We start from the raw sequence: 21,824 nt of genomic DNA on the forward strand, positions 1-21,824 counted from the left end.
ACACCGCCGAGGGGCAAGCTTAGAAGGACAGGGCCTGCAACCGGTCGAACAATTGGCCCAGCCCGGCCCGATCCAGATTGGCAAAAGCAATGCGGACCTGCCGTTTTCCAGCCGGGTCATGATCGGGCATGAACATGGTGCCGGGCAACAGCAGCACGCCAGCTTCGCTGACCAGACGGCGCGCAAGCTCGTCTGACGGCATGTCGAACGGATGTTCGAGATAGGCAAAATAGGCGCCAAGTCCCAAAAGCCGCCACCCCCGGGCTTCAAGCGCCGGCATTCCTTCTGCAATGGCCGCACGACGGTCAAGAATTTCGTCACGCTCGCCGGCCAGCCATTGCGACAGGTTTTGCATTCCCCACAACGCTGCGAACTGGCCGATCTGGCCCGGGCAAATGGCGACCGTATCCAGAAATTTCTCGACCTCGGCCAACAACGCCGGGTTTGTTGCGATGGCACCCACCCTGTGGCCCGTCAGACGATAAGCCTTGGAGAAAGAGTAAAGGTGGACAAGCGTTTCGTCCCACCCGGGTTGCTGAAACAGATCATGCGGGGGGCCGCTGCGGCTGTCGAAATCGCGATAGGTTTCATCGACGATCAGGCGGATCCCGGTTTTACGGGCCAGGTTGAAAAAGGCCCTGACCAGTTCGGTAGGGTATTCTACGCCGCCCGGATTGTTGGGCGTGACCAGCGCAATGGCGCGTGTCTTGTCGGTAATCAATCCGCGCGCACGCTCTGGATCGGGCAAAAGATCCTCTCCGGTCGGCAGGTCCACGGCCTGTACTCCGGCCATGTCCAGCCACATTTTGTGGTTGAAATACCAGGGGGTTGGCAGAATGACCTCATCCGCTTCGCCGGTAATCGCCGATATCACGGCCGAAAACGCCTGATTGCAGCCCGAGGTGATGGCGATCCGAGGTGCATCTACCTGCGCCGCATAGTGAGAACTGATCTGCGCCGCCAGTTCGGCGCGCAGATCGTCATTGCCCAATACCGGGCCGTAAAGATGTGCGCTGTCTTCGCGAACGGCGAACTCGGCCATAGCCTTCCGCAAGGCCAGCGGCGGCGGATCGACCGGGGCCGCCTGGCTTACGTTGATCAACGGGCGGTCGGATGGGAAGGCAACGCCCTCGACCCATCGGCGCGCCTCCATCACCGGAGGGGCGAATGTTGCGGCGGTGCGGCTGAGCGTCATGAGCGGTCTACTGTTCAGAAATCAATCGGTGCCGCGATACGGCTCGACATATTGAAGGGCCATATCCCATGGGAAGAAGATCCATGTGTCCTGGCTGACCTCGGTGATGAAGGTATCCACCATCGGGCGGCCCTTGGGTTTGGCGTAAACCGTCGCGAAATGCGCATTCGGGTACATGTCCCGAACCAGTTCCAACGTCTTTCCGCTGTCGACCAGGTCGTCGATGATCAGAATACCGGTTCCGTCACCCATCAGGTCGGCGTCCGGAGATTTCAACACCTCTGCTTCACCCTGTTCCTGGTGGTGGTATGAACGCACGCTGATCGTATCGACCGTACGGATGTCCAGTTCTCGGCTGACGATCATCGCAGGCGCCATGCCGCCGCGCGTGATTGCGACAACACCCCGCCAGTTGCCATCATCGGGACCTTGCCCGTCAAGACGCCAGGCCAGTGCACGCGAATCGCGATGAATCTGGTCCCAGCTGATGTGAAAGCCTTTTTCGTGGGGCAGGCGGTCCTTGGCGCTCATGTTCTTAACCTTTTTCAACGTCCGGGGCGTCAACGGCCTTCATGCCGACAATGTGATACCCCGAATCCACATGCAGATTCTCACCGGTTACGCCGCTGGACAAATCCGACAGAAGATACAGCGCCGAGTTTCCGACATCGTCAATGGTCACGTTCCGGCGCAGGGGCGAGTTATATTCGTTCCACTTCATGATATAGCGGAAATCGCCGATGCCGCTGGCGGCCAGCGTCTTGATCGGGCCGGCCGAGATCGAGTTTACGCGGATGCCATCCTTGCCCAGATCCTCGGCCAGGTATTTGACCGACGCCTCCAGCGCGGCCTTGGCAACGCCCATGACATTATAGTGCGGCATGACCTGCTCGGCGCCGTAATAGGTCAGGGTCACAGCGCTGCCGCCTTCTGACATCATCTTTTCGGCACGCTGCATCACGGCTGTGAAGGAATATACCGACACATCCATCGTCAGTTTGAAATTCGCGCGGCTGGTGTCGACATAGCGACCGCGCAGCTCGTTCTTGTCGGAAAAGCCGATGGCGTGGACGACGAAGTCCAGCTTGCCCCATTTCTCTTCCAGCGCTGCAAACAGCGCGTCTATGGACGCTTCGTCACTGACGTCGCAGGGCAGAACGATTTCGCTGCCCAATTGCGCCGCCAGCGGGTCGACGCGCTTTTTCAAAGCCTCGCCCTGATAGGAAAAGGCCAGCTCGGCCCCGGCGTTCGACAAGGCGCGGGCGATTCCCCATGCGATTGATTTGTCATTGGCCAGTCCCATGATGAGGCCGCGCTTGCCGGCCATCAACTGATTTGACATGTTCGGTTCTCCGCCTGTCTTCGCGTTATGTTGAGTTGGTTTATGCCATTGGTTGCGTTGCATCAAGGCCGTGCGCTCTTGCCCGCAGCGGGTTCTCGCCTTAGGTTCGTCGTTAATACTTTCCAGGGGATGGAAATGACCGAGCGTGATGGCATCTTTGCTGGCTCCGATCCGTTTGAAATAGCGGCCCGGTGGCTTGCCGAGGCTGAAGAAAGCGAATTGAACGACCCGAATGCGATTGCGCTTGCAACCGTTGATCCAGATGGCATGCCAAATGCTCGCATGGTGTTGCTCAAGGAAATCGAAGCGGACTCGTTTGTTTTTTATACGAACTACGAAAGCGCCAAGGCCAAGGAACTGGATGCAGCCGGAAAAGCTGCATTTGTGATGCATTGGAAATCTTTGCGGCGTCAGCTTCGTGTTCGTGGTATAATACGTCGTGAAAATGGGCCCCAGGCTGATGAATATTATGCATCAAGGTCATTGAAAAGCCGCCTGGGCGCGTGGGCTTCAAAGCAGTCGCAACCGCTTTCAAGCCGGGCAGCTTTGATGGCAGAGGTCGCGAAAGTGACGGCGAAACTTGGGCCAAATCCACCGCGTCCGCCGTATTGGGGCGGGTACAGATTGACGCCCACCGAGATTGAGTTCTGGGCCGATGGTGCATTCCGCTTGCATGACCGGTTTAGATGGCAACGAATTGAGCCGGGATCGGCATGGCATGTTGAAAGGTTGAATCCATGACGTTCACGTGTCGTGAAATGCAACAGGCAGAAAACAAACAATCTTTTCAGCTTGAATTTGTCTGCCATTCCCCTAAACAACAAACCCTTAACGAACTGCTGAAATTCGCGATGGGAAAACCGTGCCAGAAGACCTGAACAACATGTACCGCGTCCGTGGACACGTAAAATGGTTCGACCCCGCCAAGGGGTTTGGCTTTGTTGTGTCCGAAGAGGGCGGCCCGGATATTCTGTTGCATGTGAATGTTCTGCGCAACTACGGCCAGAGCTCGGTTGCGGATGGCGCCAGCATTGAAATCATGACTCACCGCACGGACCGAGGGGTTCAGGCGGTCGAGGTCGTTGCGATTGATCCGCCGGCGCGGACCGACTCGATGATGCTAGCTGATTTTGCCGAGTTGGATCCGGAGGTCATTGCAAAAGCGCCGCTGGAAGCCGCGCGGGTGAAATGGTTCGACAAGGGCAAAGGTTTCGGATTCGCCAATGTGTTTGGGCGCAACGAAGACGTATTCCTTCATATCGAGGTGCTGCGCCGCTCGGGGCTTGCCGATCTGCAACCTGGTGAAGCGCTGGCCATGAGGGTGATCGACGGCAAGCGGGGTCGGATGGCCGCGCAGGTTCTGGCCTGGGAAGCGGCTTTGGATAGCTGAACCGAATGAAACGGCTTCGGATCCTCTTGACCATTTTCGTAACTTTGTGGACAGGAGTTGCCGCTGCCGCATGCAGATCGGACCGTGTCACGCTCAGAAATGACAGTGCGACAGTGCAATTTAATGTGGAAGTCGCCGTTACTCCGCAAGAGCGATCCCGCGGTTTGATGTTTCGCGAATCGTTGCCGGCTCGATCCGGTATGCTGTTCGTCTTTGATCCGCCGCAGCCCGTTGCGTTCTGGATGAAGAACACCCTGATCCCGCTCGATATGGTATTTCTGGATCGCACCGGTTTGGTGACGCGTGTGCATGAAGAGGCGATTCCGGGTGATCTTACGCCGATTGAAGGGGGCGATTCCGTATTTGCGGTGCTGGAAATCAATGCAGGATTGTCCGCGCGCTACTCTATCGGGCCCGGGACACAGATGAAGCACGAAATTTTTTCGCAAGGACCTGCAATTTGGCCCTGTTAGGGCTTTTCAAATCAGATCGGCGTCGTTAGGAAGGCGCACGGTCCGGGGCGTGGCGCAGTCTGGTAGCGCACCTGTTTTGGGTACAGGGGGTCGTAGGTTCGAATCCTGCCGCCCCGACCACTTCCATCAAGCTAATTCGGCGAGCCACCCATTGTCTGGTAGAGCTCGCTGATGGCTTGGTTCAGAACCTTGCTTTCAACCGGAACTTCAACTGCCGCACCGGATTTTTGCGGGACGCGGAAGAAAACACGCGCGTCCACGCGATACCCTGCGTTTGTTTTTGTTGACGTAAGGCGCATGACGCTTTGCGGCAGCTCCTGCGGATGGCCGTCATAGTTCAGAATCAGATAAGCTGTCGCCTTGGGGGGCAGGAACTCGCTGCATTCAAAGATTTGATTCCCGGTTTTCGTGAAAGACTCGCCAGGGCCCGAGCAGCTGGTTTCAAACGTGTCGAACAGTCGTTGAGGGAAGGAGTCGAACTGTGCGCTGCGTGACGGGATGGGCACATCCTGTGGTGCGCAGGCCACGATGCAGGCTGTGGCCGGGATAAAATGAAACAACTTCATTCGCTTGAGCTCCCTCGCTCGTGGGTAGACCGTTCGGCACATGGCGCGGGACAGTCCGCCCGGACAGCATTGATTCCGTTTCAGCGTAACCAGCATGTCGTTGGTTGATCAAATGCAGATAACTATGCTGGTAAAAACGGGAATTCATTTTGAGAGTTCAAAATATCGGCGGAAATACGCCGTGGATGAAGTTGTGGAGGAATCGCGACCTGCACGCAGAAGGCTTCACGCAACCATCAGGTCAACAAAAAAGATTTGGAAAATGACCGAAAAAGGGCGTTGACCTTCTATGGGAACATACGTCAAATTGTATGGGCCAACGAGATTGCCACAATATCTGGTGTATAATCCGGAAAAGGCAGCGGGCGAGGGTCGGAAAAGCACAATCGTTTTACGTGCGGTCGCATTTGCGGCTTTGCGCTGTTTCAGACAGCGAACAGTACCTTTTTGCGCGCGTCTCAGGGCGTTGTGGGCGACACCCTGCAACACAAGATTTGGTGTCGGGAATCGGAAATTGAGCTGTATTAACCAGGGCTGCGGACATGAAGATTGAAAGAAAATTCACCAAACCGGATCAGGACGCCTATGCGGAACTGAATTTTGTGTCTGCAACATCTGAAATCCGAAATCCGGACGGTACAATCGTTTTTCGTCTGGATGACATCGAAGTCCCCTCGAGCTGGTCGCAGGTCGCAAGTGATGTGATTGCGCAGAAATACTTCCGCAAGGCGGGGGTGCCCACCAAGCTCAAGAAAGTGAAAGAAAAAGACGTTCCTGAATTCCTGTGGCGATCGGTTCCCGCGGACGGCGCAGAGTTCGAAGGAGAAACATCATCCAAGCAAGTGTTCGACCGTCTGGCCGGTGCCTGGGCCTATTGGGGCTGGAAGGGCGGCTATTTCTCGACCGAGGAAGACGCGCGCGCCTATTTCGACGAGATGCGCTATATGCTGGCAACCCAGCGCGCGGCGCCGAATTCGCCGCAGTGGTTCAACACGGGCCTGCACTGGGCGTATGGAATCGATGGCCCGGCGCAGGGGCACCACTATGTCGATTACAAGACCGGCAAGCTGACCAAGTCGAAATCGGCCTATGAGCATCCTCAGCCGCACGCGTGCTTCATCCAGTCAGTCGATGATGATCTGGTGAATGAAGGCGGCATCATGGATCTGTGGGTGCGCGAGGCGCGCCTGTTCAAATACGGGAGCGGAACAGGCACTAACTTCAGCCATCTGCGGGCCGAAGGCGAGGCACTGTCGGGTGGCGGCAAGTCCTCGGGCCTTATGGGCTTTCTCAAGATCGGCGACCGCGCCGCTGGCGCGATCAAATCAGGCGGGACAACCCGTCGGGCAGCAAAGATGGTGATCGTCGATGCAGATCACCCGGACATCGAGCAATTCATCGAATGGAAGGTGATTGAAGAACAGAAGGTGGCCTCGATCGTTGCCGGATCGAAGATGCACGAGAAGATGCTGAACGGCATTTTCGAGGCCATCCGGTCTTGGGATGGATCTGCCGATGACGCCTATGATCCGAACAAGAACGACGCGCTGAAAAAGGCGGTTCGTGAAGCGAAAAAGGTCGCAATCCCGGAAACTTACATCAAGCGTGTCTTGGATTATGCCAAGCAGGGCCACGACAGCATCGAGTTCCCAACCTACGACACAGACTGGGATTCGGAAGCTTACAGCTCGGTTTCGGGTCAGAACTCGAACAACTCCATCCGTGTGACCAACGCGTTCTTGACCGCCGTTGAAAAAGACGCCGATTGGGAGTTGATCAACCGCACTGATGGTAAGGTTGCCCGCACCGTCAAGGCGCGTGATCTTTGGGAAAAGGTCGGCCACGCCGCGTGGGCTTGCGCCGATCCGGGCATCCAGTTCCACGATACCGTCAATGAATGGCACACATGCCCCGAAGATGGTGAGATCCGCGGCTCGAACCCGTGCTCGGAATACATGTTCCTGGATGACACGGCCTGTAACCTGGCCTCGATGAACCTGCTGACCTTCCTGAAGGATGGTGAGTTCCAGGCGGCGGACTACATGCATGCCTCACGCCTGTGGACACTGACGCTGGAAATCTCGGTGACAATGGCGCAGTTCCCGTCGAAGGAAATCGCGCAACTGTCCTATGACTTTCGCACGCTGGGTCTGGGTTATGCCAATATCGGCGGTCTGCTGATGAACATGGGCTATAGCTACGACTCGGACGAAGGCCGGGCGATCTGCGGTGCGCTGACCGCGATCATGACCGGCGTGGCCTATGCGACATCGGCTGAAATTGCCGGAGAGCTTGGCCCGTTCAAAGGCTATGAGCGCAACGCCGAGCATATGCTGCGTGTCATCCGCAACCACCGCCGCGCGGCGCAGGGTGTGACGGAAGGCTACGAGAAACTGGCCGTCAAACCGGTGCCGCTGGATCACGGCAACTGCCCGGACAAGCGCCTGGTCGATCTGGCCATGTCCGCCTGGGACGAGGCGCTGAGCCTTGGTGAGAAGAACGGTTATCGCAACGCGCAAGCCACCGTGATCGCGCCCACCGGCACCATCGGTCTGGTGATGGATTGCGACACCACCGGAATCGAGCCTGACTTTGCGCTGGTGAAGTTCAAGAAGCTGGCCGGTGGCGGGTATTTCAAGATCATCAACCGCTCGGTGCCTTCGGCGCTGGAAAAGCTGGGCTATTCCTCGTCGCAGATCGAAGAGATCGTATCCTACGCAGTTGGTCACGGCACCATCGGCAATGCGCCGGGGATCAACCACACCTCGCTGACCGGTCATGGCTTTGGCCCGAATGAACTGGCCAAGGTGGACGCCGCGCTGGAAAGCGCGTTCGACATCCGGTTTGTCTTCAACCAGTGGACACTGGGCGAGGATTTCTGCACCGGTGTTCTGGGCATCCCGGCGACCAAGCTGAATGATCCGACCTTCGATCTGCTGCGCCATCTGGGCTTTACCAGGGCGGATATCGACGCGGCCAACGACCATGTCTGCGGAACCATGACGCTGGAAGGTGCGCCGCATCTGAAGGAAGAGCATTATTCGATCTTCGACTGCGCCAACCCGTGCGGGAAAAAAGGCAAGCGTTTCCTTGGAGTTGAAAGCCATATCACCATGATGGCGGCGGCACAGAGCTTCATCTCGGGTGCGATCTCGAAGACGATTAACATGCCGAATGACGCGACCATCGAGGATTGCCAGAAAGCCTATGAACTCAGCTGGTCGCTGGGTGTGAAGGCCAACGCGCTCTATCGTGACGGTTCGAAACTGTCTCAACCGCTGGCGGCAGCACTGGTCGAGGATGACGATGAGGCGGCAGAGGTGCTGGAGAGCGGCTCGGCGCAGGAAAAGGCTGTCGTTCTGGCCGAAAAGGTGATCGAGAAGGTTGTGGTCAAAGAGATCATCCGCAGCCATCGTGAGAAACTGCCGCATCGCCGCAAGGGCTATACCCAGAAGGCAATCGTTGGTGGCCACAAGGTCTATCTGCGCACCGGTGAGTTCGAAGACGGCCAGCTGGGCGAGATTTTCATCGACATGCACAAGGAAGGCGCTGGCTTCCGTGCGATGATGAACAACTTTGCCATCGCCGTGTCGGTCGGTCTGCAATACGGCGTGCCGCTGGAAGAATTCGTGGACGCCTTCACCTTCACCAAGTTCGAACCCGCGGGGATGGTGCAGGGCAACGACTCGATCAAGAACGCAACGTCGATCCTGGATTACATCTTCCGCGAACTGGCCGTGTCCTATCTGGACCGCACCGATCTGGCCCACGTGAAACCCGAAGGCGCAACCTTTGACGATTTGGGTCGGGGCGAGGACGAGGGTGTCTCGAATGTATCGGAAATCAGCGATACAGCCGCGTCCAAGTCGTTGGAAGTGCTGAAACAAATCAGCTCCACCGGCTATCTGCGCAAGCGCTTGCCGCAAGATCTGGCTGTGTTCAACGCGGGTCAGGTCGAGGTAAACGGTATGGCTGAACCAGCGGCTTCCTTCGAAGCACCGGCAGCCGAAACGGCGGTGGCCACCGGAATGGACGCCCGCACAAAGGCCAAGATGCAGGGGTACGAGGGCGATCCCTGCGGCGAATGCGGAAACTACACGCTGGTGCGCAACGGCACCTGCATGAAATGCAACACCTGTGGCGCGACAAGCGGGTGTAGCTGAGTTTAGCGCCCCGGCATCCCGGGGTGCAGGGGTCGGATAGCTGCCACAGGTACCGACCCCGACGAATACGGAGCAAGGCACTGAGACTTACCGTTGATGCCTTGGTCCACTCGGCCGACATGCCCGTGTTGGCCGGAAACAGGGTGGGGCGGAATATTTGCTCCCTCCCACTCTTTCACGGAACGGGTGCGCTCGTTCCATGCGACGTCCAGGCCGCAGGCAAAAAAAACACCGGGCGGTCAACGAAATGAGCCTGGATGGCGAAACTGACAGGGGGCTTCGGCCCCCTTTCTTTTTTGCGACTGGTTGCCCGGATAAGCGCGGTCCTGCCGGATCGGGCCATGCCTGTCGGGCAAGTTCTGCCGAAACGGGTCTGGCAAGGTTTTGCCCGGCGGTGTGTCGCAACACCGACTCGGGCAAACACGCAAAGATTGGCGCGATTTCCCGGAAATCACGTAAAACGGGTGACGCCTGCGGCTGTTCCGGTGTTTCTGGGGCCTGTCCGGACGAAGACATAATCAACTTATCCAGGAGGCACGAAAATGAAACCGCAGTACTTGATTGGGATTTCCATTGCTGCACTGACCTTGCCGGGAGTGCTCTCGGCGCAGTCCTCAACCGACGCCAATGGCGATGGCGTTCTGACCATCGAAGAAATTCAGGCCGTGTTGCCCGACGTTGACGCTGATACATTTTCGGCGATGGACGCAAATGGCGACGGGGCGCTGGATGCTGATGAAGTGGCCGTTGCACAAGAGGCAGGTTTGCTTCCACCCAGCAACGGGTAGACAAGAAAGGGCGGCCCGACACTCATCGGGCCGCTTTTTCTGATGCTATAACGGCAAGTGAATGTTGAATTTTTCTCGAATCTCAGCATCCAGAACCGGGTCGAACCGGGCCGCCGACGGGGTGGACAGGATCTCATTCTTTCGGGCCACTGCCTTTTCAACCAGATCCGGCTTGCCAAGCTCCACCCATTCCTTGGGGGAAGAGCGGTCACCAAAGGTCGGATAGACATAGTCGGCCTGCATCCGGCTGAGGGTCGCATCGGTGCCCAGATAATGACCGGGGCCGCCCATGCATACGGATGCGATCTGATCCAGTGCCAGGGTTTCATCGGTCACTTCGATCCCGCGCACACAGCGCTGCGCCTGACCGATCAGGTCGTCGCTGAGGATGAGGCTTTCAAAGCAGAACCCCAGCAGCGAGGCGTGCATGCCAGCGGCTTCATATACCATGTTCAGACCGGACAGCCCGGCCATCACGTTCGAGCACATCTGTTCCCACCCGGCCTGCATGTCGGGCAGCTTCGAATCTGATGCGCCGGCTGCCGCGCCCCCCGGCAAGTCGTAGAAACGGTGCATCTGGGCGCAGCCTGCCGTCAGCAGGGCTTGTTCGCCGGAGCCGATGGACATTGCGCCGGTCCGTAGATCAAGACCAAAGGGCCAGGTGCCGAAAACTGCGGGCGCGCCGGGACTTACGGCGTTTACATAAACCAATCCCGCAAGGCATTCCGCCGTGGCCTGGGCGATTGCTCCGGCGATGGTTGATGGCGCGGTGGCGCCGGCCATTCCGGCTGACAGCAACAGAACCGGCATTCCGGCCTTGATGCATTCCTCCATCACTTCGCAGCTTTCAGTGGCGAATTTCATCGGTGGGACGACGAAGCAGTTCGAGTTCGACACAAATGGTCGCTCGCGATATTTATCTTCGCCGCCCGCGATCATATAGATCATCTCCATCGCGGGGGCGACGTGGCTGGGTTCCGTGAAGGATGTGCCGACGTGTTTGAATGTTCCTGAACAGCTGGCGTAGATCGTGTTCAGGTCCATTTCCAGGTTGTCCGTGATGTCGCGACAGACCATGGGGCGCTGAACAAAGTGAATATTGTCAAGCTGTTGGCAGATACGTGCGGCATCGTGCAAATCCTGAACGGTTGAATCGCGATACTCGCGACCATGCACGTCGACCATTGAAACGGCTGCACCAGCCGTGCCGTAATGTACTTTTGTACCTGTCAGGTCCAGATCGGATTTCCCGTCACGGCTGTACAAAGTGACATTGCGGTTCGCCTTTGCGATCGTGTCTTCGACAAGCGCACGGGGAAAGCGGACGCGGCCATCGTCGCCCAATGCGCAGCCTGCACCAACCAGATAGTCGATCCCGCTTTGCGGCGCGTCCGCCAGACCAATTGTTTCCAATGCGGTCAGGGCGGCCTCGTGGATACGTTCGATCTGTGCTTGGGTCAGGACATTCAGGACACCGCCTTCCATACCGGGGCGCACGGGGCGCAGATGTTCAGGCAATGCGGTTGCACGGGCAGCGCGACGCGCAGCGCGACCGCCGCTGCGCGATGTGTTGCGGGATTGGTCGTTCATTTCTATTTCCGATCTGTGAGAGATGTTTGGGGAACTGGCAAATGGCCGCTTACGGCCGTCCTCTCGCTGCACGTCCCCGGTCCGCACCAATGGTGCGGCTGATCAGGCTGATTTTCCAGTCGTGGTCAGTCATTCCGCCTCTCAACGTTTGGCGCAACAATTCCAAAACACGGCGACGCAATCTGTTCTGTTTGCGACCTCAACGGAATTTACTTCAGCAAATATCTGCCCAACAAACCTCTGACGGAATTCTGAGGCAGATTTTCTCCCTCGAGGACAGAAATCTGTTATACTGCATTCACTTACTCTTGAGCTTTGCGTGCAAGGAATTGAACTCTGACAAAAGCGATCCCAGTTGAATTGTAAGTTAACACATGATCTGAAGCCCGAGTGAAATCGCGTTGAAACAGACTTTTGAACTTTTTTCTGTCCTGATTGTCGTGGCTCTGACGGCCAACGCCAGCCCGGTTTTGGCAGAGGATTGGACAGGGGGGTACGTTGGGCTCAGCTTTGGGTATGGCGATGCGGATGGACCGGGTGGATCAAGCGGGGACGACACCGCCTTTGGTGCGCATGTAGGCTATGATCGGGATTTCGGGGCTTTCGTTCTGGGCGGTGAACTTGAATACAACCGCCTTTCCCTGAACCTCAGCCAGTCTCAGGGCAGTCTGGACAGCATGACCCGATTGAAACTGCGTGGCGGGTACGATTTCGGCAGCGCGCTGGGGTATGTCGTCGTTGGCGCGGCACGGGCCGAAACATCCGTCGACAGCGATACCGCCGCTGTTTACGGGATCGGCATCGCTTATCCGATTGGCGACAATTTTGTCATAAGTGGCGAGGCGTTGCGGCAAGATTTCGATGATGTTACCCGATCCACCGGTGGTTTGGATTCCAACGTCTTCAACCTGCGCACAACGTTCCGTTTCTGACAACGGGCTTATTCAGCTGCGTGCTTCCTCGCAAGTTGCGACGCGAATTCGCACAGCGTTTTCAGCGCATCCGCAAAACGTTCATCCGCCACGGTCATGGCCACCCGTATGTGCCCGGCAGCGGCCTTGCCGAAGCTTTCGCCGGGCATGACGGCAATCTTGTGTGCGTCCAGCAGCGCGTTGGCAAACGCGTCCCCCGACATCCCGGTCGCGCGGATATCCAGCATCAGATACATGGCGCCCTGCGCGGGGACGAGGCCGACGATGTTTTGCGAGGCTAGAATATCCATGGCCAAGGATCGGCGGCGGCGGAACGGAGCGGCGATTTTTTCTTCAAGTTCAACACCCGCGGTCAGCGCAAAACTCGACGCGTCCTGCACGAACCCGGGAACGCCGTAGGTGGTGTGGGTCGCCAGATTGATCAGATGGGCGATGACCTCCTCGGGGCCGACGACCCATCCACACCGAGACCCCGTCATGGCGTGGGACTTGGACATGGATCCAACCACAAGCGTTCGCTCTGCCATGTCGGACAGCGCACGCGGAGAAAGATGTTCACCGTCCCAGACCTGCGTGTCGTATACCTCATCCGAGATCAGCCAAAGATCGCGTCGCTTGCACACGTCAGTGACCGCCTCGAGCGATTGACGGGAATAGACCACGCCGGTCGGATTGTTCGGCGTGTTGATCAACAGCGAAACCGCGCCTTCAGCAGCGGCATCGATCCGCTCGGCCTGGGGCTGGAAAGCGTCGTCAGCGGCGGTTTGAACCGCGCGGGCGACGGCGCCAACACCCCGAATCGTGCCGGGGTAGGTGGCGTAGTACGGGTCGAGATACAATCCGACATCACCGGGATCGCAAACGGCCATATGTGCCGCGAACAGGGCGGCTTGCCCGCCGGGGGTGATCAGAACATTGTTCCGAGAGGTCGGAACGCCAGTGCGGGTCTGAACCCGCGCGGCGACCGTGTCGCGCAGCAGGTCCGTGCCGGGTACCATCGCGTAACCTGTATGGCCGTTGCGGGTCGACAGCTCCATCGCCCGAAGAATCGAAGGGTCGGTTCGGGTGTCATGTTCACCGATCGTCAATTCGGTTACGGCTTGTCCTTCGCTCAACATCCGGCGGGCGCGATAGAACACGTCCCAGCCATCGCTGCGGCCGCCGGTGATCTGCGTGATGCGTTCAGACAATCTCATGAAATCGCCTCTGGTTGCTTTGCGCTGAATGGGGCAGAGCAGTGGCCGTTTGTCAATCAGCTTCGCGGCGCCAGCGTTGCCTGAAGCTTTTTTGTCAGCGATGCGCGCACGAGGTCATAGGAGGCCGTCAAACGATGGCGCAGCTCCTCGGTCTCGGCATCAAACGGCAGGCGGACCCAGCTGCGGTGAAAATAGGGGGCTTTCACCGCGACACCGGCATCAATCAGCATCTGAGCCGTTTCCACGTCGGGCGTTTTGACGGAAACACCGTCATTTGCAATTCCGATACAGGCAAACATCTTGCCGCCAACTTTCCATGCGTCATGACCGCCGCCCCATGGGTCTGACAGTTCTGCACCGGGAAATTCCTTGCAGATGGAATTGATGAAGTCTCGATCCATGACAGCCACTCTGCCGGACCGGGTGATCAAACTCAACGCTTGGCTTGGCGGGAATCCCGTGCTAACCGAGGGGCATGAACCCGGTGACCTGCATCATTATCTGCTGCATTACCTGCTGATTTATCAAGCGGGCCGGTTTCTTTCGTTTTCATCCCTGAGACAAGTTGCTAAGCCCGCGCCAACGCGCAAGCCTTTGCTGTTTTCTAGGAGCCCGACCGATGACGACGATCAAGCTGCACAACACGCGGACGCGGACGAAGGAAGATTTCGTACCGATCGACCCTGACAACGTGCGGATGTATGTCTGTGGTCCGACGGTCTATGACCGCGCCCATCTGGGCAATGCCCGCCCGGTGGTCGTGTTCGACGTTCTTTATCGTCTGTTGCGCCACGTCTATGGCGCAGAGCGCGTGACCTATGTGCGCAATTTCACCGACGTGGACGACAAGATCAACGCCACCGCGCTGGCCCGCAAACAGGCGGGCGCGGAAGGCACGCTGGAGCAACTGGTGCAGCAACGGTCGGATGAAACCATCGGCTGGTACCTGCATGATATGGGCGCTTTGGGCACGTTGGAGCCGAACGAGATGCCGCGTGCGACCCAGTTCATCGCACAGATGATTGCGATGATCGAAGACCTGATCGCCAAGGGCCATGCCTATGCCGCCGAAGGTCATGTTCTGTTTGCGGTGGATAGCTGGAAAGAAAGCTATGGCAAGCTATCGGGGCGCTCGGTGGATGACATGATCGCCGGCGCGCGGGTCGAGGTGGCGCCCTACAAGAAGAACCCGATGGATTTCGTTCTGTGGAAACCCTCGACCGATGAACTGCCGGGGTGGGACAGCCCATGGGGGCGGGGACGTCCGGGCTGGCACATCGAATGCTCGGCCATGAGCTATGAGTTGCTGGGTAAGAGTTTTGATATCCATGGTGGCGGCAACGACCTGATGTTCCCGCACCACGAGAATGAGATTGCCCAGAGCTGCTGCGCGCACCCGGAAGGTGAATTCGCTCGATACTGGTTGCACAATGAGATGCTGCAGGTCGAAGGTAAGAAAATGTCCAAATCTCTGGGCAATTTCTTCACAGTGCACGATCTGTTGGAGCAAGGCGTGCCGGGTGAAGTGATCCGGTTTGTCTTTTTGCAGACGCATTACCGCAAGCCGATGGATTGGACTGAAAAAAAGGCCCGTGAAGCGGAGCGAACCTTGCGCAAATTCTACGCGCAGGCCGCGCAAGGGGTTGGTTATGGCGAGCCGCATCCTCAAATCGTTAACTTTTTGGCCGACGACCTGAACACAGCCGGTGCCATCGCCGAACTCCACCAGTTATCCATCGCTGACGATGTCGTGGGGTTGCGGCATTCGCTGCAATTTTTGGGATTGTTGGGCAACGATGTCCCGTCGTGGGCTCAGACGCCGCAGGTCGATCTGTCGGCCCATGCAGATCGCTTGGCAAGGGCGCGCGTATCTGCAATGGAAAACAAGGATTTCTCGGAGGTCGATCGCCTCAAGGCGGCGTATGTTGCGGCGGGGCTTGAGGTGCGAATGAGCAAGGAAGGTGTTGAACTGGTGCCGGGCGCCGGTTTTGATGCTGCCAAGCTGGAGGAGGTCTGATGACCAAAGAACGCCTCTATCTTTACGACACGACCCTGCGTGACGGGCAGCAGACCCAGGGCGTTCAGTTCTCGACCGCCGAAAAGGTGCAGATCGCACAGGCGCTGGACGCATTGGGGGTGGATTACATCGAAGGCGGTTGGCCAGGTGCCAACCCCACCGACAGCGCGTTTTTCGAGGCGGCGCCAAAGACCGCGGCCCGGTTGACGGCCTTTGGCATGACCAAACGGGCAGGGCGCTCGGCCGAGAATGACGATGTGCTGGCTGCGGTGATGAATGCGGGTACGCAGGCCGTTTGTCTGGTTGGCAAGTCACATGATTATCACGTGACCCATGCGCTTGGCATTTCGCTTGAAGAGAACACGGAAAACGTTCGTGCTTCGGTCGCGCATATCGTGGCGCAAGGGCGCGAGGCTCTGTTCGATGCCGAACATTTCTTTGACGGGTACAAGGACAACCCCGAATACGCGACACAAGTTTGCCGGGCCGCGCTGGAGGCGGGCGCGCGATGGGTTGTGCTGTGTGACACCAACGGCGGCGCGTTGCCGTCTGAGGTCGGGCGGATCGTGTCCGAAGTAATCGCGGCCGGCCTGCCGGGTGAACGGTTGGGTATTCACACCCATAACGATACCGAGAACGCAGTGGCCTGTTCTCTGGCGGCGGTCGAAGCAGGTGCGCGGCAAATTCAGGGAACGCTGAATGGTCTGGGGGAACGCTGCGGCAACGCAAACCTGACGGCGCTGATCCCGACATTGCTGCTGAAAGAACCCTACGCCTCGCAGTTCGAAACCGGCGTCAGCCTTGATGCGCTGGCCAGGCTGACCCGCATCAGCCGCATGTTGGACGATGTCCTGAACCGCGTTCCCAGCAAGCAGGCGGCGTATGTGGGCGCGTCGGCTTTTGCGCATAAGGCGGGGTTGCACGCCAGCGCGATCCTTAAGGACCCGTCGACTTACGAACATGTGGACCCTGCGAGCATAGGCAATGAACGTATCATTCCGATGTCGAACCAGGCGGGTCAGTCGAACCTGCGCAAACGCCTGACCGAGGCGGGGCTGAGCGTCAAAGCCGGTGATCCCGCATTGGGCCGCATCCTTGAGCGGATCAAGGATCGTGAAGCGGTTGGGTATTCCTACGACACCGCGCAGGCCAGTTTCGAACTGTTGGCGCGGGATGAACTGGGGCAACTGCCTGAGTTCTTCGAGGTCAAACGCTACAAGGTCACTGTTGAGCGTCGGAAGAACAAATACAACAAGATGGTCAGCCTGTCCGAGGCTGTCGTCGTGGTCAAAGTGGGCGGTGAAAAGAAACTGTCGGTCAGCGAGTCCATGGACGACTCCGGAAACGACAGGGGGCCTGTGAACGCGCTGGCCAAGGCGCTGGCGAAGGATTTGGGACAATACTCGCAGGTTTTGTCAGACATGCGCCTTGTCGATTTCAAGGTCCGTATCACCCAGGGCGGGACCGAAGCGGTGACCCGCGTCATCATCGACAGCGAAGACGGTCAGGGGCGGCGCTGGTCGACGGTGGGTGTTAGTGCGAACATAGTTGATGCGTCCTTTGAGGCGCTGCTGGATGCGATCCAGTGGAAACTGGTCCGTGATTGCGATCCGCAAAAGGCTGCGGCCGAGTGAGTGGGACCTTCGACGATGATGTCAAAGCCTGCGCCGCGCTGGTACAGCGTGCGGATCCTGATCGGTTCCGCGCGACGATGGCTGCTCCGGTCGCGGCCCGCGTTGTTTTGTTTCCGATCTATGCGTTGAATGTCGAAGTCGCCCGCGCGCCATGGGTGACGCAAGAGGCCATGATTGCCGAAATGCGGCTGCAATGGTGGCGCGACGCGTTGCAGGAGATTGCAGAAGGGGCCGCGGTGCGGCGGCACGAGGTGGTGACGCCTTTGTCGCGGGTCCTGTCGCCGCATCTGGCAGGCGTTCTGGATGAATTTGTTGCCGTAAGACGTTGGGATATATACCGGGATCCGTTCGAGGATCAGGAACATTTTGACGCCTATATCAACCACAGTTCCGGATCTCTTTTCGTCGCCTCGGCGCAAGCGCTGGGTGCGGCGGATGAAAGCGTGTTGCGCGATTTCGGGTACGGAGTCGGTGTGGCAAATTGGTTCCGCGCCATTCCCGAACTGGAAAAGCGGGGTCGCGTACCTTTGCTTAATGGGTCGACGGGTGGCGTTCAGCAACTGGCCCAATCCGCTTTGGACCGATTGCGCAAGGCGCGATCAAACCGGGCCGACATCGCACCTGAGGCGCGTCCCGCGCTGTATGCAGGTTGGTTGGCGGAACGGGTGCTTAAGCAGGCCATCGCCCAACCCAAGCGGGTGGCGGCTGGAGCGCTGGAACCAGGCGAAATGCGTCAGCGACTGTCCCTGATGTGGACCGTCGGCAGCGGGCGCTGGTGATCAGACCCTTTCGGGATCGGCCGGGCGCAAAACCAGCCACAGCAATGCGCCACCTGCCAGTGTCAGCAAGGGGATCATGGCAAGGTTGACGGCGTTCCACCCCTCGATCGCGGATCCGCCCGAGCAGTTCATCAACCCGCCCGAGGCCAGCGATGCCAATGTCACACCGCCAAACACCAGCAGGTCGTTGAGGCCCTGCATCCGCCCGCGTTCATGCGGTTCATGCGACGCGGCCAGCATCGTGGTCGCGCCGATGAAACCGAAATTCCAACCAATGCCCAGAAGAACAAGGGCGACAAAAAAGTTACCCAATTCAACGCCTTGCAGCGCAACCACCCCTGATGCAGCAAGTATGGCCAAACCCAGAGCGACGATCTTCTCAACGCCAAACCGGGCAATCAGGTGCCCGGTGAAGAAGCTGGGGACATACATTGCCAGCACGTGACTGGTCACGATATCCGCTGCGTCATTGGCAGAAAATCCACATCCGACAACGGCAAGCGGCGTCGAGGTCATCACCAGATTCATCAACGCATAAGACACCATGGCACAGATGATCGCGACGGCGATGCGGGGTGTTTTCAACAACTCGATCCGTGACCGCCCCTTAGGTTCATCGGCCGCAGGTTTCGCAGGCGTCGGAATGTCGAGAAAGAAGAACAGCGCCGAGCCCAGAACGTTGATCCCGATTACGGCCATATATGTTCCCAAAAAAGGGATGACGTAAGCTTCAGACGTAAGTTTCACAATCTGAGGCCCGATGATGGCGGCCGCCAGCCCACCGGCCATCACGTATGAAATCGCTTTTGGGCGGTAGTCGTTTGACGCGGTGTCTGCTGCCGCAAAGCGATAGAACCCGTGTGCGCTCATGTAGATGCCGGTCAGCAGGCTGCCGACAAGAAAAATGGGGAACGAGCCCAGAAACAGGCCATAGGCCCCGATCAGCCCGCCCAGTGCACCGGCGGTTGCCCCGACAAGGAACCCCACGCGACGGCCCCATTTTTGCATGATGGCCGAGATCGGCGTGGCTGCCAGCATCGATCCCAGAACGATCAGGGATATCGGCAGCGTCGCCAGGCAAGGGTTCGAGGCCAGCGATTGACCTGCAAGCCCGCCGACGATGAACATCATCGGCATCTGCGCACCCAGGATGGCTTGGGCAGCCACCAGCACGGCCACATTGCGTTTGGCCTGCCGGTCGTCCGGAAGGGTTGAAATCATGGTCATGGGCGAATGGTTATCGGCTAAGTGTTTGCGGCACAAGCGGGTTGCATCTGCGTCACATGCGCCTAACCTGCCCGAAATAACAGAGCAGGGAGGCCGCATGCCCGCAGGCCGCATCATCGAAACATCGGACTGTGTGGCGGAAGGGGCCGAATGGCTGGCCCAAACCTGTCCGCGGATGGCGTATGCGATGGATCAGACCGGCCCCTTGCCGCTGCGCCGCCGCCCCGATGGGTTTGCGCAATTATTGAGTGCAATCGTCAGTCAGCAAGTCAGCGTGGCTTCGGCCAATGCGATCTGGAAACGGCTTCAGGATGCCCGCTTGACCGGTCCGCGCAAGATCCTGTGGGCAACGGATGACGATCTGCGGGCAGTTGGGTTGAGCCGACAGAAGATCCGTTATGCACGCGCTCTGGCCGAGGCACGTATCGACTATAAGGCACTGCGCGATGCAACTGACGCAGATGTCGTCGCTACTTTGACGCAAGTTCCGGGTATCGGTGTCTGGACAGCCGAAATCTATGCGATGTTCTCACTGGGTCGCGCAGATGTCATCGCACCCGGTGATCTCGCCCTGCAAGAGGCGGCGCGCATCCTCTATGACTTGCCTGAACGTCCAACGGACAAGAAATTGCGCAATATGGCCGAGGCCTGGTCGCCCTGGCGTTCGGTTGCGGCACGGGTGCTGTGGGCCTATTACCGGGTTGCAAAACAAAGAGAAGGGATCAGATGACACGGGTTTTGAATGCGCTCCGGAAAGAGCCTGTTTCGGGCGACACGCGCTCGGTCGTGGTGTTCGTGCATGGCTATGGCGCAAACGGTGCCGATCTGCTGGGATTGGCCGATCCGCTGGGTGAACACCTGCCTGACACGTTGTTCGTGGCCCCCGACGCGCCCGAGCAGATCCCCGGAATGCCCAACGGGTATCAGTGGTTTCCGATTCCCTGGATCGATGGATCTTCCGAAGAAGAAGCCCGCCGGGGCATGGAAATGGCTGTCGAGGACTTCAACGCCTTTCTGGACGCGCTGATGGTGGACGAAGATGTTCTGCCCGAACAGGTTGTGTTGTTTGGCTTCAGCCAGGGCACCATGATGAGCTTGCACGTTGCGCCGCGGCGGGAAGATCCCGTGGCCGGGATCGTAGCCTTTTCAGGCCGTTTGCTGGAACCCGATTTGCTGGTGGATGAAACCGTCAGCCGGATGCCTGTCTTGCTGGTGCATGGCGACGCTGACGACGTTGTTCCGCCTCAATCCCTGCCGGAAGCGGCCGAAGCCTTGCAAGCTGCGGGTTTCAAAGAGGTCTATGCCCATGTCATGAAAGGCACCGGGCACGGTATCGCCCCGGATGGGCTGAGCGTTGCGCTGGCTTTCATGCGCGACAAGCTGAGCCTTTAGTGTTTGGAATCTGATCTGCGGAGCGCCCATGCGTTCCGCACCGGATCAAGTCCAAAGGTGCGCTTCGGCGAACTCGACCGAGTTTCCGGCCGGGTCGCGCACATACAGGGATCGCACGCCGCCGGGCCAGTCAAACTCGGCATCTACTGGAATATTCCAATCCAGAAGGTGTTTGCGCATCACTGCGATTTCCTCTCGTGACAGCACAAGACACACATGTCCGGGGCCGCGCGCGCCGTGGGGCGGAACCGGCATGCCGGGGTCGAGCGGCGGTTGTTCGGTCTGGTCGGGATTGAAAATCAGCAGGACCGATCCGCCGATGCGATAGAAAACATGGCGGTCAGCGACGCGTTGGATGCGTTCGAGCCCAAGAACTTCGCCGTAAAACTGTTCTGCCGCGTCCAGATCATCAACATAGAGCGCGGCTTCCAGAATGGCCGAAGGGGCCGGGATGTCAGGCGTTTTCTTCATGACCCCAGTTTAGCAGATCGGGGCAGGGTCTGTCACCGGCGCGGGCGACGGTCGCGCTTGCGTTGGGGGGCCGCGCTCAGTGTCGGCATTGGCAGACTGTCCCAGTGCCCGGGCTCAAGATCATCCAGGGTCCAGTCTCCGATGCGGTACCGGATCAGGCGCAGCGTCGGCAGGCCAACTGCCGCTGTCATCCGACGCACCTGTCGGTTTTTGCCCTCACGTATGGTCAGTTCAAGCCAGCTGTCCGGCACAGTCTTGCGTTCGCGGATCGGCGGGGTGCGCGGCCAAAGCATTTCGGGCTCGTCGATCTGGCGGGCCTTGGCTGGGCGGGTCAGACCATCCTTCAATTCGACCCCGTTGCGGAGCGTTTTCAGGGCCGCCTCGTCGGGGGTGCCTTCAACTTGAACCCAATAGGTTTTGGCCATCTTGTGCTTTGGGTCAGAGATCTGGGATTGCAACTTTCCATGATCTGTCAGCAGCATCAAACCTTCACTGTCACGGTCCAGCCTGCCCGCCGGATAGACGCCGGGAAGATCGATGAAATCGGACAGCGTGCTGCGTGGGCCGTCCGTATTGGCGCGGTCCGTGAACTGCGGCAGAACATCATAAGGTTTGTTGAAGCGAATGAACCAGGACATGACCTGCGCATAGCCCGAAGGTCACCCCCGG

Annotated in this window: 21 protein-coding genes and 1 tRNA gene; 12 read left to right on the forward strand and 10 right to left on the reverse strand. The window is 58.5% G+C overall.

Annotation, left to right across the window (positions count from 1 at the left end):
• Positions 1 to 19 precede the first annotated feature (19 nt).
• The 3 genes from GS611_RS03490 to fabI are packed head-to-tail and all read right to left on the reverse strand — an operon-like array spanning position 20 to position 2,537.
• Positions 20 to 1,195 (reverse strand): aminotransferase, encoded by a 1,176-nt coding sequence (locus GS611_RS03490; RefSeq protein ID WP_171632232.1) that lies wholly within the window; start codon positions 1,193 to 1,195, stop codon positions 20 to 22.
• 21 nt (positions 1,196 to 1,216) lie between these two features.
• Positions 1,217 to 1,726, reverse strand: a complete 510-nt coding sequence (gene gpt, locus GS611_RS03495) for a xanthine phosphoribosyltransferase (protein WP_152458089.1) — start codon at positions 1,724 to 1,726, stop codon at positions 1,217 to 1,219.
• A 4-nt stretch (positions 1,727 to 1,730) separates the two neighbouring features.
• Positions 1,731 to 2,537, reverse strand: coding sequence for an enoyl-ACP reductase FabI (gene fabI, locus GS611_RS03500; protein WP_171228263.1), 807 nt, complete (start codon positions 2,535 to 2,537; stop codon positions 1,731 to 1,733).
• 135 nt (positions 2,538 to 2,672) lie between these two features.
• Here fabI and pdxH point away from each other — a divergent pair, with 135 nt between their 5' ends.
• From pdxH to GS611_RS03520, 4 genes are all read left to right on the forward strand, one after another.
• On the forward strand, positions 2,673 to 3,278 hold the full coding sequence (gene pdxH / locus GS611_RS03505; protein WP_171632234.1) for a pyridoxamine 5'-phosphate oxidase: 606 nt from the start codon (positions 2,673 to 2,675) through the stop codon (positions 3,276 to 3,278).
• 142 nt (positions 3,279 to 3,420) lie between these two features.
• Positions 3,421 to 3,927 (forward strand): cold-shock protein, encoded by a 507-nt coding sequence (locus GS611_RS03510; protein ID WP_216598188.1) that lies wholly within the window; start codon positions 3,421 to 3,423, stop codon positions 3,925 to 3,927.
• A gap of 5 nt (positions 3,928 to 3,932) precedes the next feature.
• Complete coding sequence (locus GS611_RS03515) at positions 3,933 to 4,400, forward strand: DUF192 domain-containing protein (protein WP_171632240.1); 468 nt, start codon at positions 3,933 to 3,935, stop codon at positions 4,398 to 4,400.
• A 43-nt stretch (positions 4,401 to 4,443) separates the two neighbouring features.
• Positions 4,444 to 4,520, forward strand: a tRNA-Pro gene (locus GS611_RS03520).
• Between the two features lie 11 nt (positions 4,521 to 4,531).
• On the opposite strand, the gene GS611_RS03525 is transcribed toward GS611_RS03520, so the two are convergent.
• Complete coding sequence (locus GS611_RS03525) at positions 4,532 to 4,966, reverse strand: hypothetical protein (protein ID WP_171632243.1); 435 nt, start codon at positions 4,964 to 4,966, stop codon at positions 4,532 to 4,534.
• A gap of 542 nt (positions 4,967 to 5,508) precedes the next feature.
• Between GS611_RS03525 and GS611_RS03530 the strand changes: the two genes are divergently transcribed.
• Positions 5,509 to 9,129, forward strand: coding sequence for a vitamin B12-dependent ribonucleotide reductase (locus tag GS611_RS03530; RefSeq protein WP_171632245.1), 3,621 nt, complete (start codon positions 5,509 to 5,511; stop codon positions 9,127 to 9,129).
• Positions 9,130 to 9,671: 542 nt separating this feature from the next.
• The gene (locus GS611_RS03535) at positions 9,672 to 9,917 is read left to right on the forward strand and encodes a hypothetical protein (protein WP_117868858.1); all 246 of its coding nucleotides are present in this window, start codon (positions 9,672 to 9,674) and stop codon (positions 9,915 to 9,917) included.
• A gap of 45 nt (positions 9,918 to 9,962) precedes the next feature.
• On the opposite strand, the gene GS611_RS03540 is transcribed toward GS611_RS03535, so the two are convergent.
• Positions 9,963 to 11,507, reverse strand: a complete 1,545-nt coding sequence (locus GS611_RS03540; protein WP_171632248.1) for a trimethylamine methyltransferase family protein — start codon at positions 11,505 to 11,507, stop codon at positions 9,963 to 9,965.
• A 401-nt stretch (positions 11,508 to 11,908) separates the two neighbouring features.
• On the opposite strand from GS611_RS03540, the gene GS611_RS03545 reads away from it, so the two are divergent.
• Entirely contained in the window at positions 11,909 to 12,439 is a 531-nt protein-coding gene (locus GS611_RS03545; RefSeq protein ID WP_245217972.1) for an outer membrane protein, read from the forward strand.
• 8 nt (positions 12,440 to 12,447) lie between these two features.
• Here the strand turns inward: GS611_RS03545 and GS611_RS03550 are convergent, their stop codons facing one another.
• Positions 12,448 to 13,635, reverse strand: coding sequence for a pyridoxal phosphate-dependent aminotransferase (locus GS611_RS03550; RefSeq protein ID WP_171632250.1), 1,188 nt, complete (start codon positions 13,633 to 13,635; stop codon positions 12,448 to 12,450).
• 56 nt (positions 13,636 to 13,691) lie between these two features.
• A complete protein-coding gene (locus GS611_RS03555; RefSeq protein ID WP_171632253.1) occupies positions 13,692 to 14,036 on the reverse strand; it encodes an MmcQ/YjbR family DNA-binding protein in 345 nt (114 codons plus the stop codon).
• A 218-nt stretch (positions 14,037 to 14,254) separates the two neighbouring features.
• On the opposite strand from GS611_RS03555, the gene cysS reads away from it, so the two are divergent.
• Genes cysS through GS611_RS03570 form a run of 3 tightly spaced genes read left to right on the forward strand, consistent with a single transcriptional unit; the run spans position 14,255 to position 18,065 of the window.
• The gene (cysS, locus tag GS611_RS03560) at positions 14,255 to 15,652 is read left to right on the forward strand and encodes a cysteine--tRNA ligase (RefSeq protein WP_171632255.1); all 1,398 of its coding nucleotides are present in this window, start codon (positions 14,255 to 14,257) and stop codon (positions 15,650 to 15,652) included.
• Positions 15,652 to 17,286, forward strand: coding sequence for a citramalate synthase (cimA, locus tag GS611_RS03565; RefSeq protein ID WP_171632258.1), 1,635 nt, complete (start codon positions 15,652 to 15,654; stop codon positions 17,284 to 17,286). Before cysS ends, cimA begins: the two co-directional genes overlap by 1 nt.
• The gene (locus tag GS611_RS03570; protein ID WP_171632262.1) at positions 17,283 to 18,065 is read left to right on the forward strand and encodes a squalene/phytoene synthase family protein; all 783 of its coding nucleotides are present in this window, start codon (positions 17,283 to 17,285) and stop codon (positions 18,063 to 18,065) included. Before cimA ends, GS611_RS03570 begins: the two co-directional genes overlap by 4 nt.
• Here the strand turns inward: GS611_RS03570 and GS611_RS03575 are convergent, their stop codons facing one another.
• A complete protein-coding gene (locus GS611_RS03575) occupies positions 18,066 to 19,292 on the reverse strand; it encodes an MFS transporter (RefSeq protein WP_171632265.1) in 1,227 nt (408 codons plus the stop codon).
• Between the two features lie 97 nt (positions 19,293 to 19,389).
• Between GS611_RS03575 and GS611_RS03580 the strand changes: the two genes are divergently transcribed.
• Entirely contained in the window at positions 19,390 to 20,022 is a 633-nt protein-coding gene (locus GS611_RS03580; protein ID WP_171632267.1) for a DNA-3-methyladenine glycosylase, read from the forward strand.
• Complete coding sequence (locus GS611_RS03585) at positions 20,019 to 20,684, forward strand: alpha/beta hydrolase (protein ID WP_152458076.1); 666 nt, start codon at positions 20,019 to 20,021, stop codon at positions 20,682 to 20,684. Before GS611_RS03580 ends, GS611_RS03585 begins: the two co-directional genes overlap by 4 nt.
• 45 nt (positions 20,685 to 20,729) lie before the next feature.
• On the opposite strand, the gene GS611_RS03590 is transcribed toward GS611_RS03585, so the two are convergent.
• Together GS611_RS03590 and GS611_RS03595 are read right to left on the reverse strand one after the other, a co-directional pair.
• Positions 20,730 to 21,155 (reverse strand): VOC family protein, encoded by a 426-nt coding sequence (locus GS611_RS03590; protein ID WP_171632270.1) that lies wholly within the window; start codon positions 21,153 to 21,155, stop codon positions 20,730 to 20,732.
• Positions 21,156 to 21,187: 32 nt separating this feature from the next.
• On the reverse strand, positions 21,188 to 21,793 hold the full coding sequence (locus GS611_RS03595; RefSeq protein ID WP_171632272.1) for an rRNA large subunit pseudouridine synthase E: 606 nt from the start codon (positions 21,791 to 21,793) through the stop codon (positions 21,188 to 21,190).
• Positions 21,794 to 21,824 lie beyond the last annotated feature (31 nt).

It is taken from the genome of Ruegeria sp. HKCCD6119, from assembly GCF_013110585.1.
Taxonomy (GTDB): Bacteria; Pseudomonadota; Alphaproteobacteria; order Rhodobacterales; family Rhodobacteraceae; genus Ruegeria.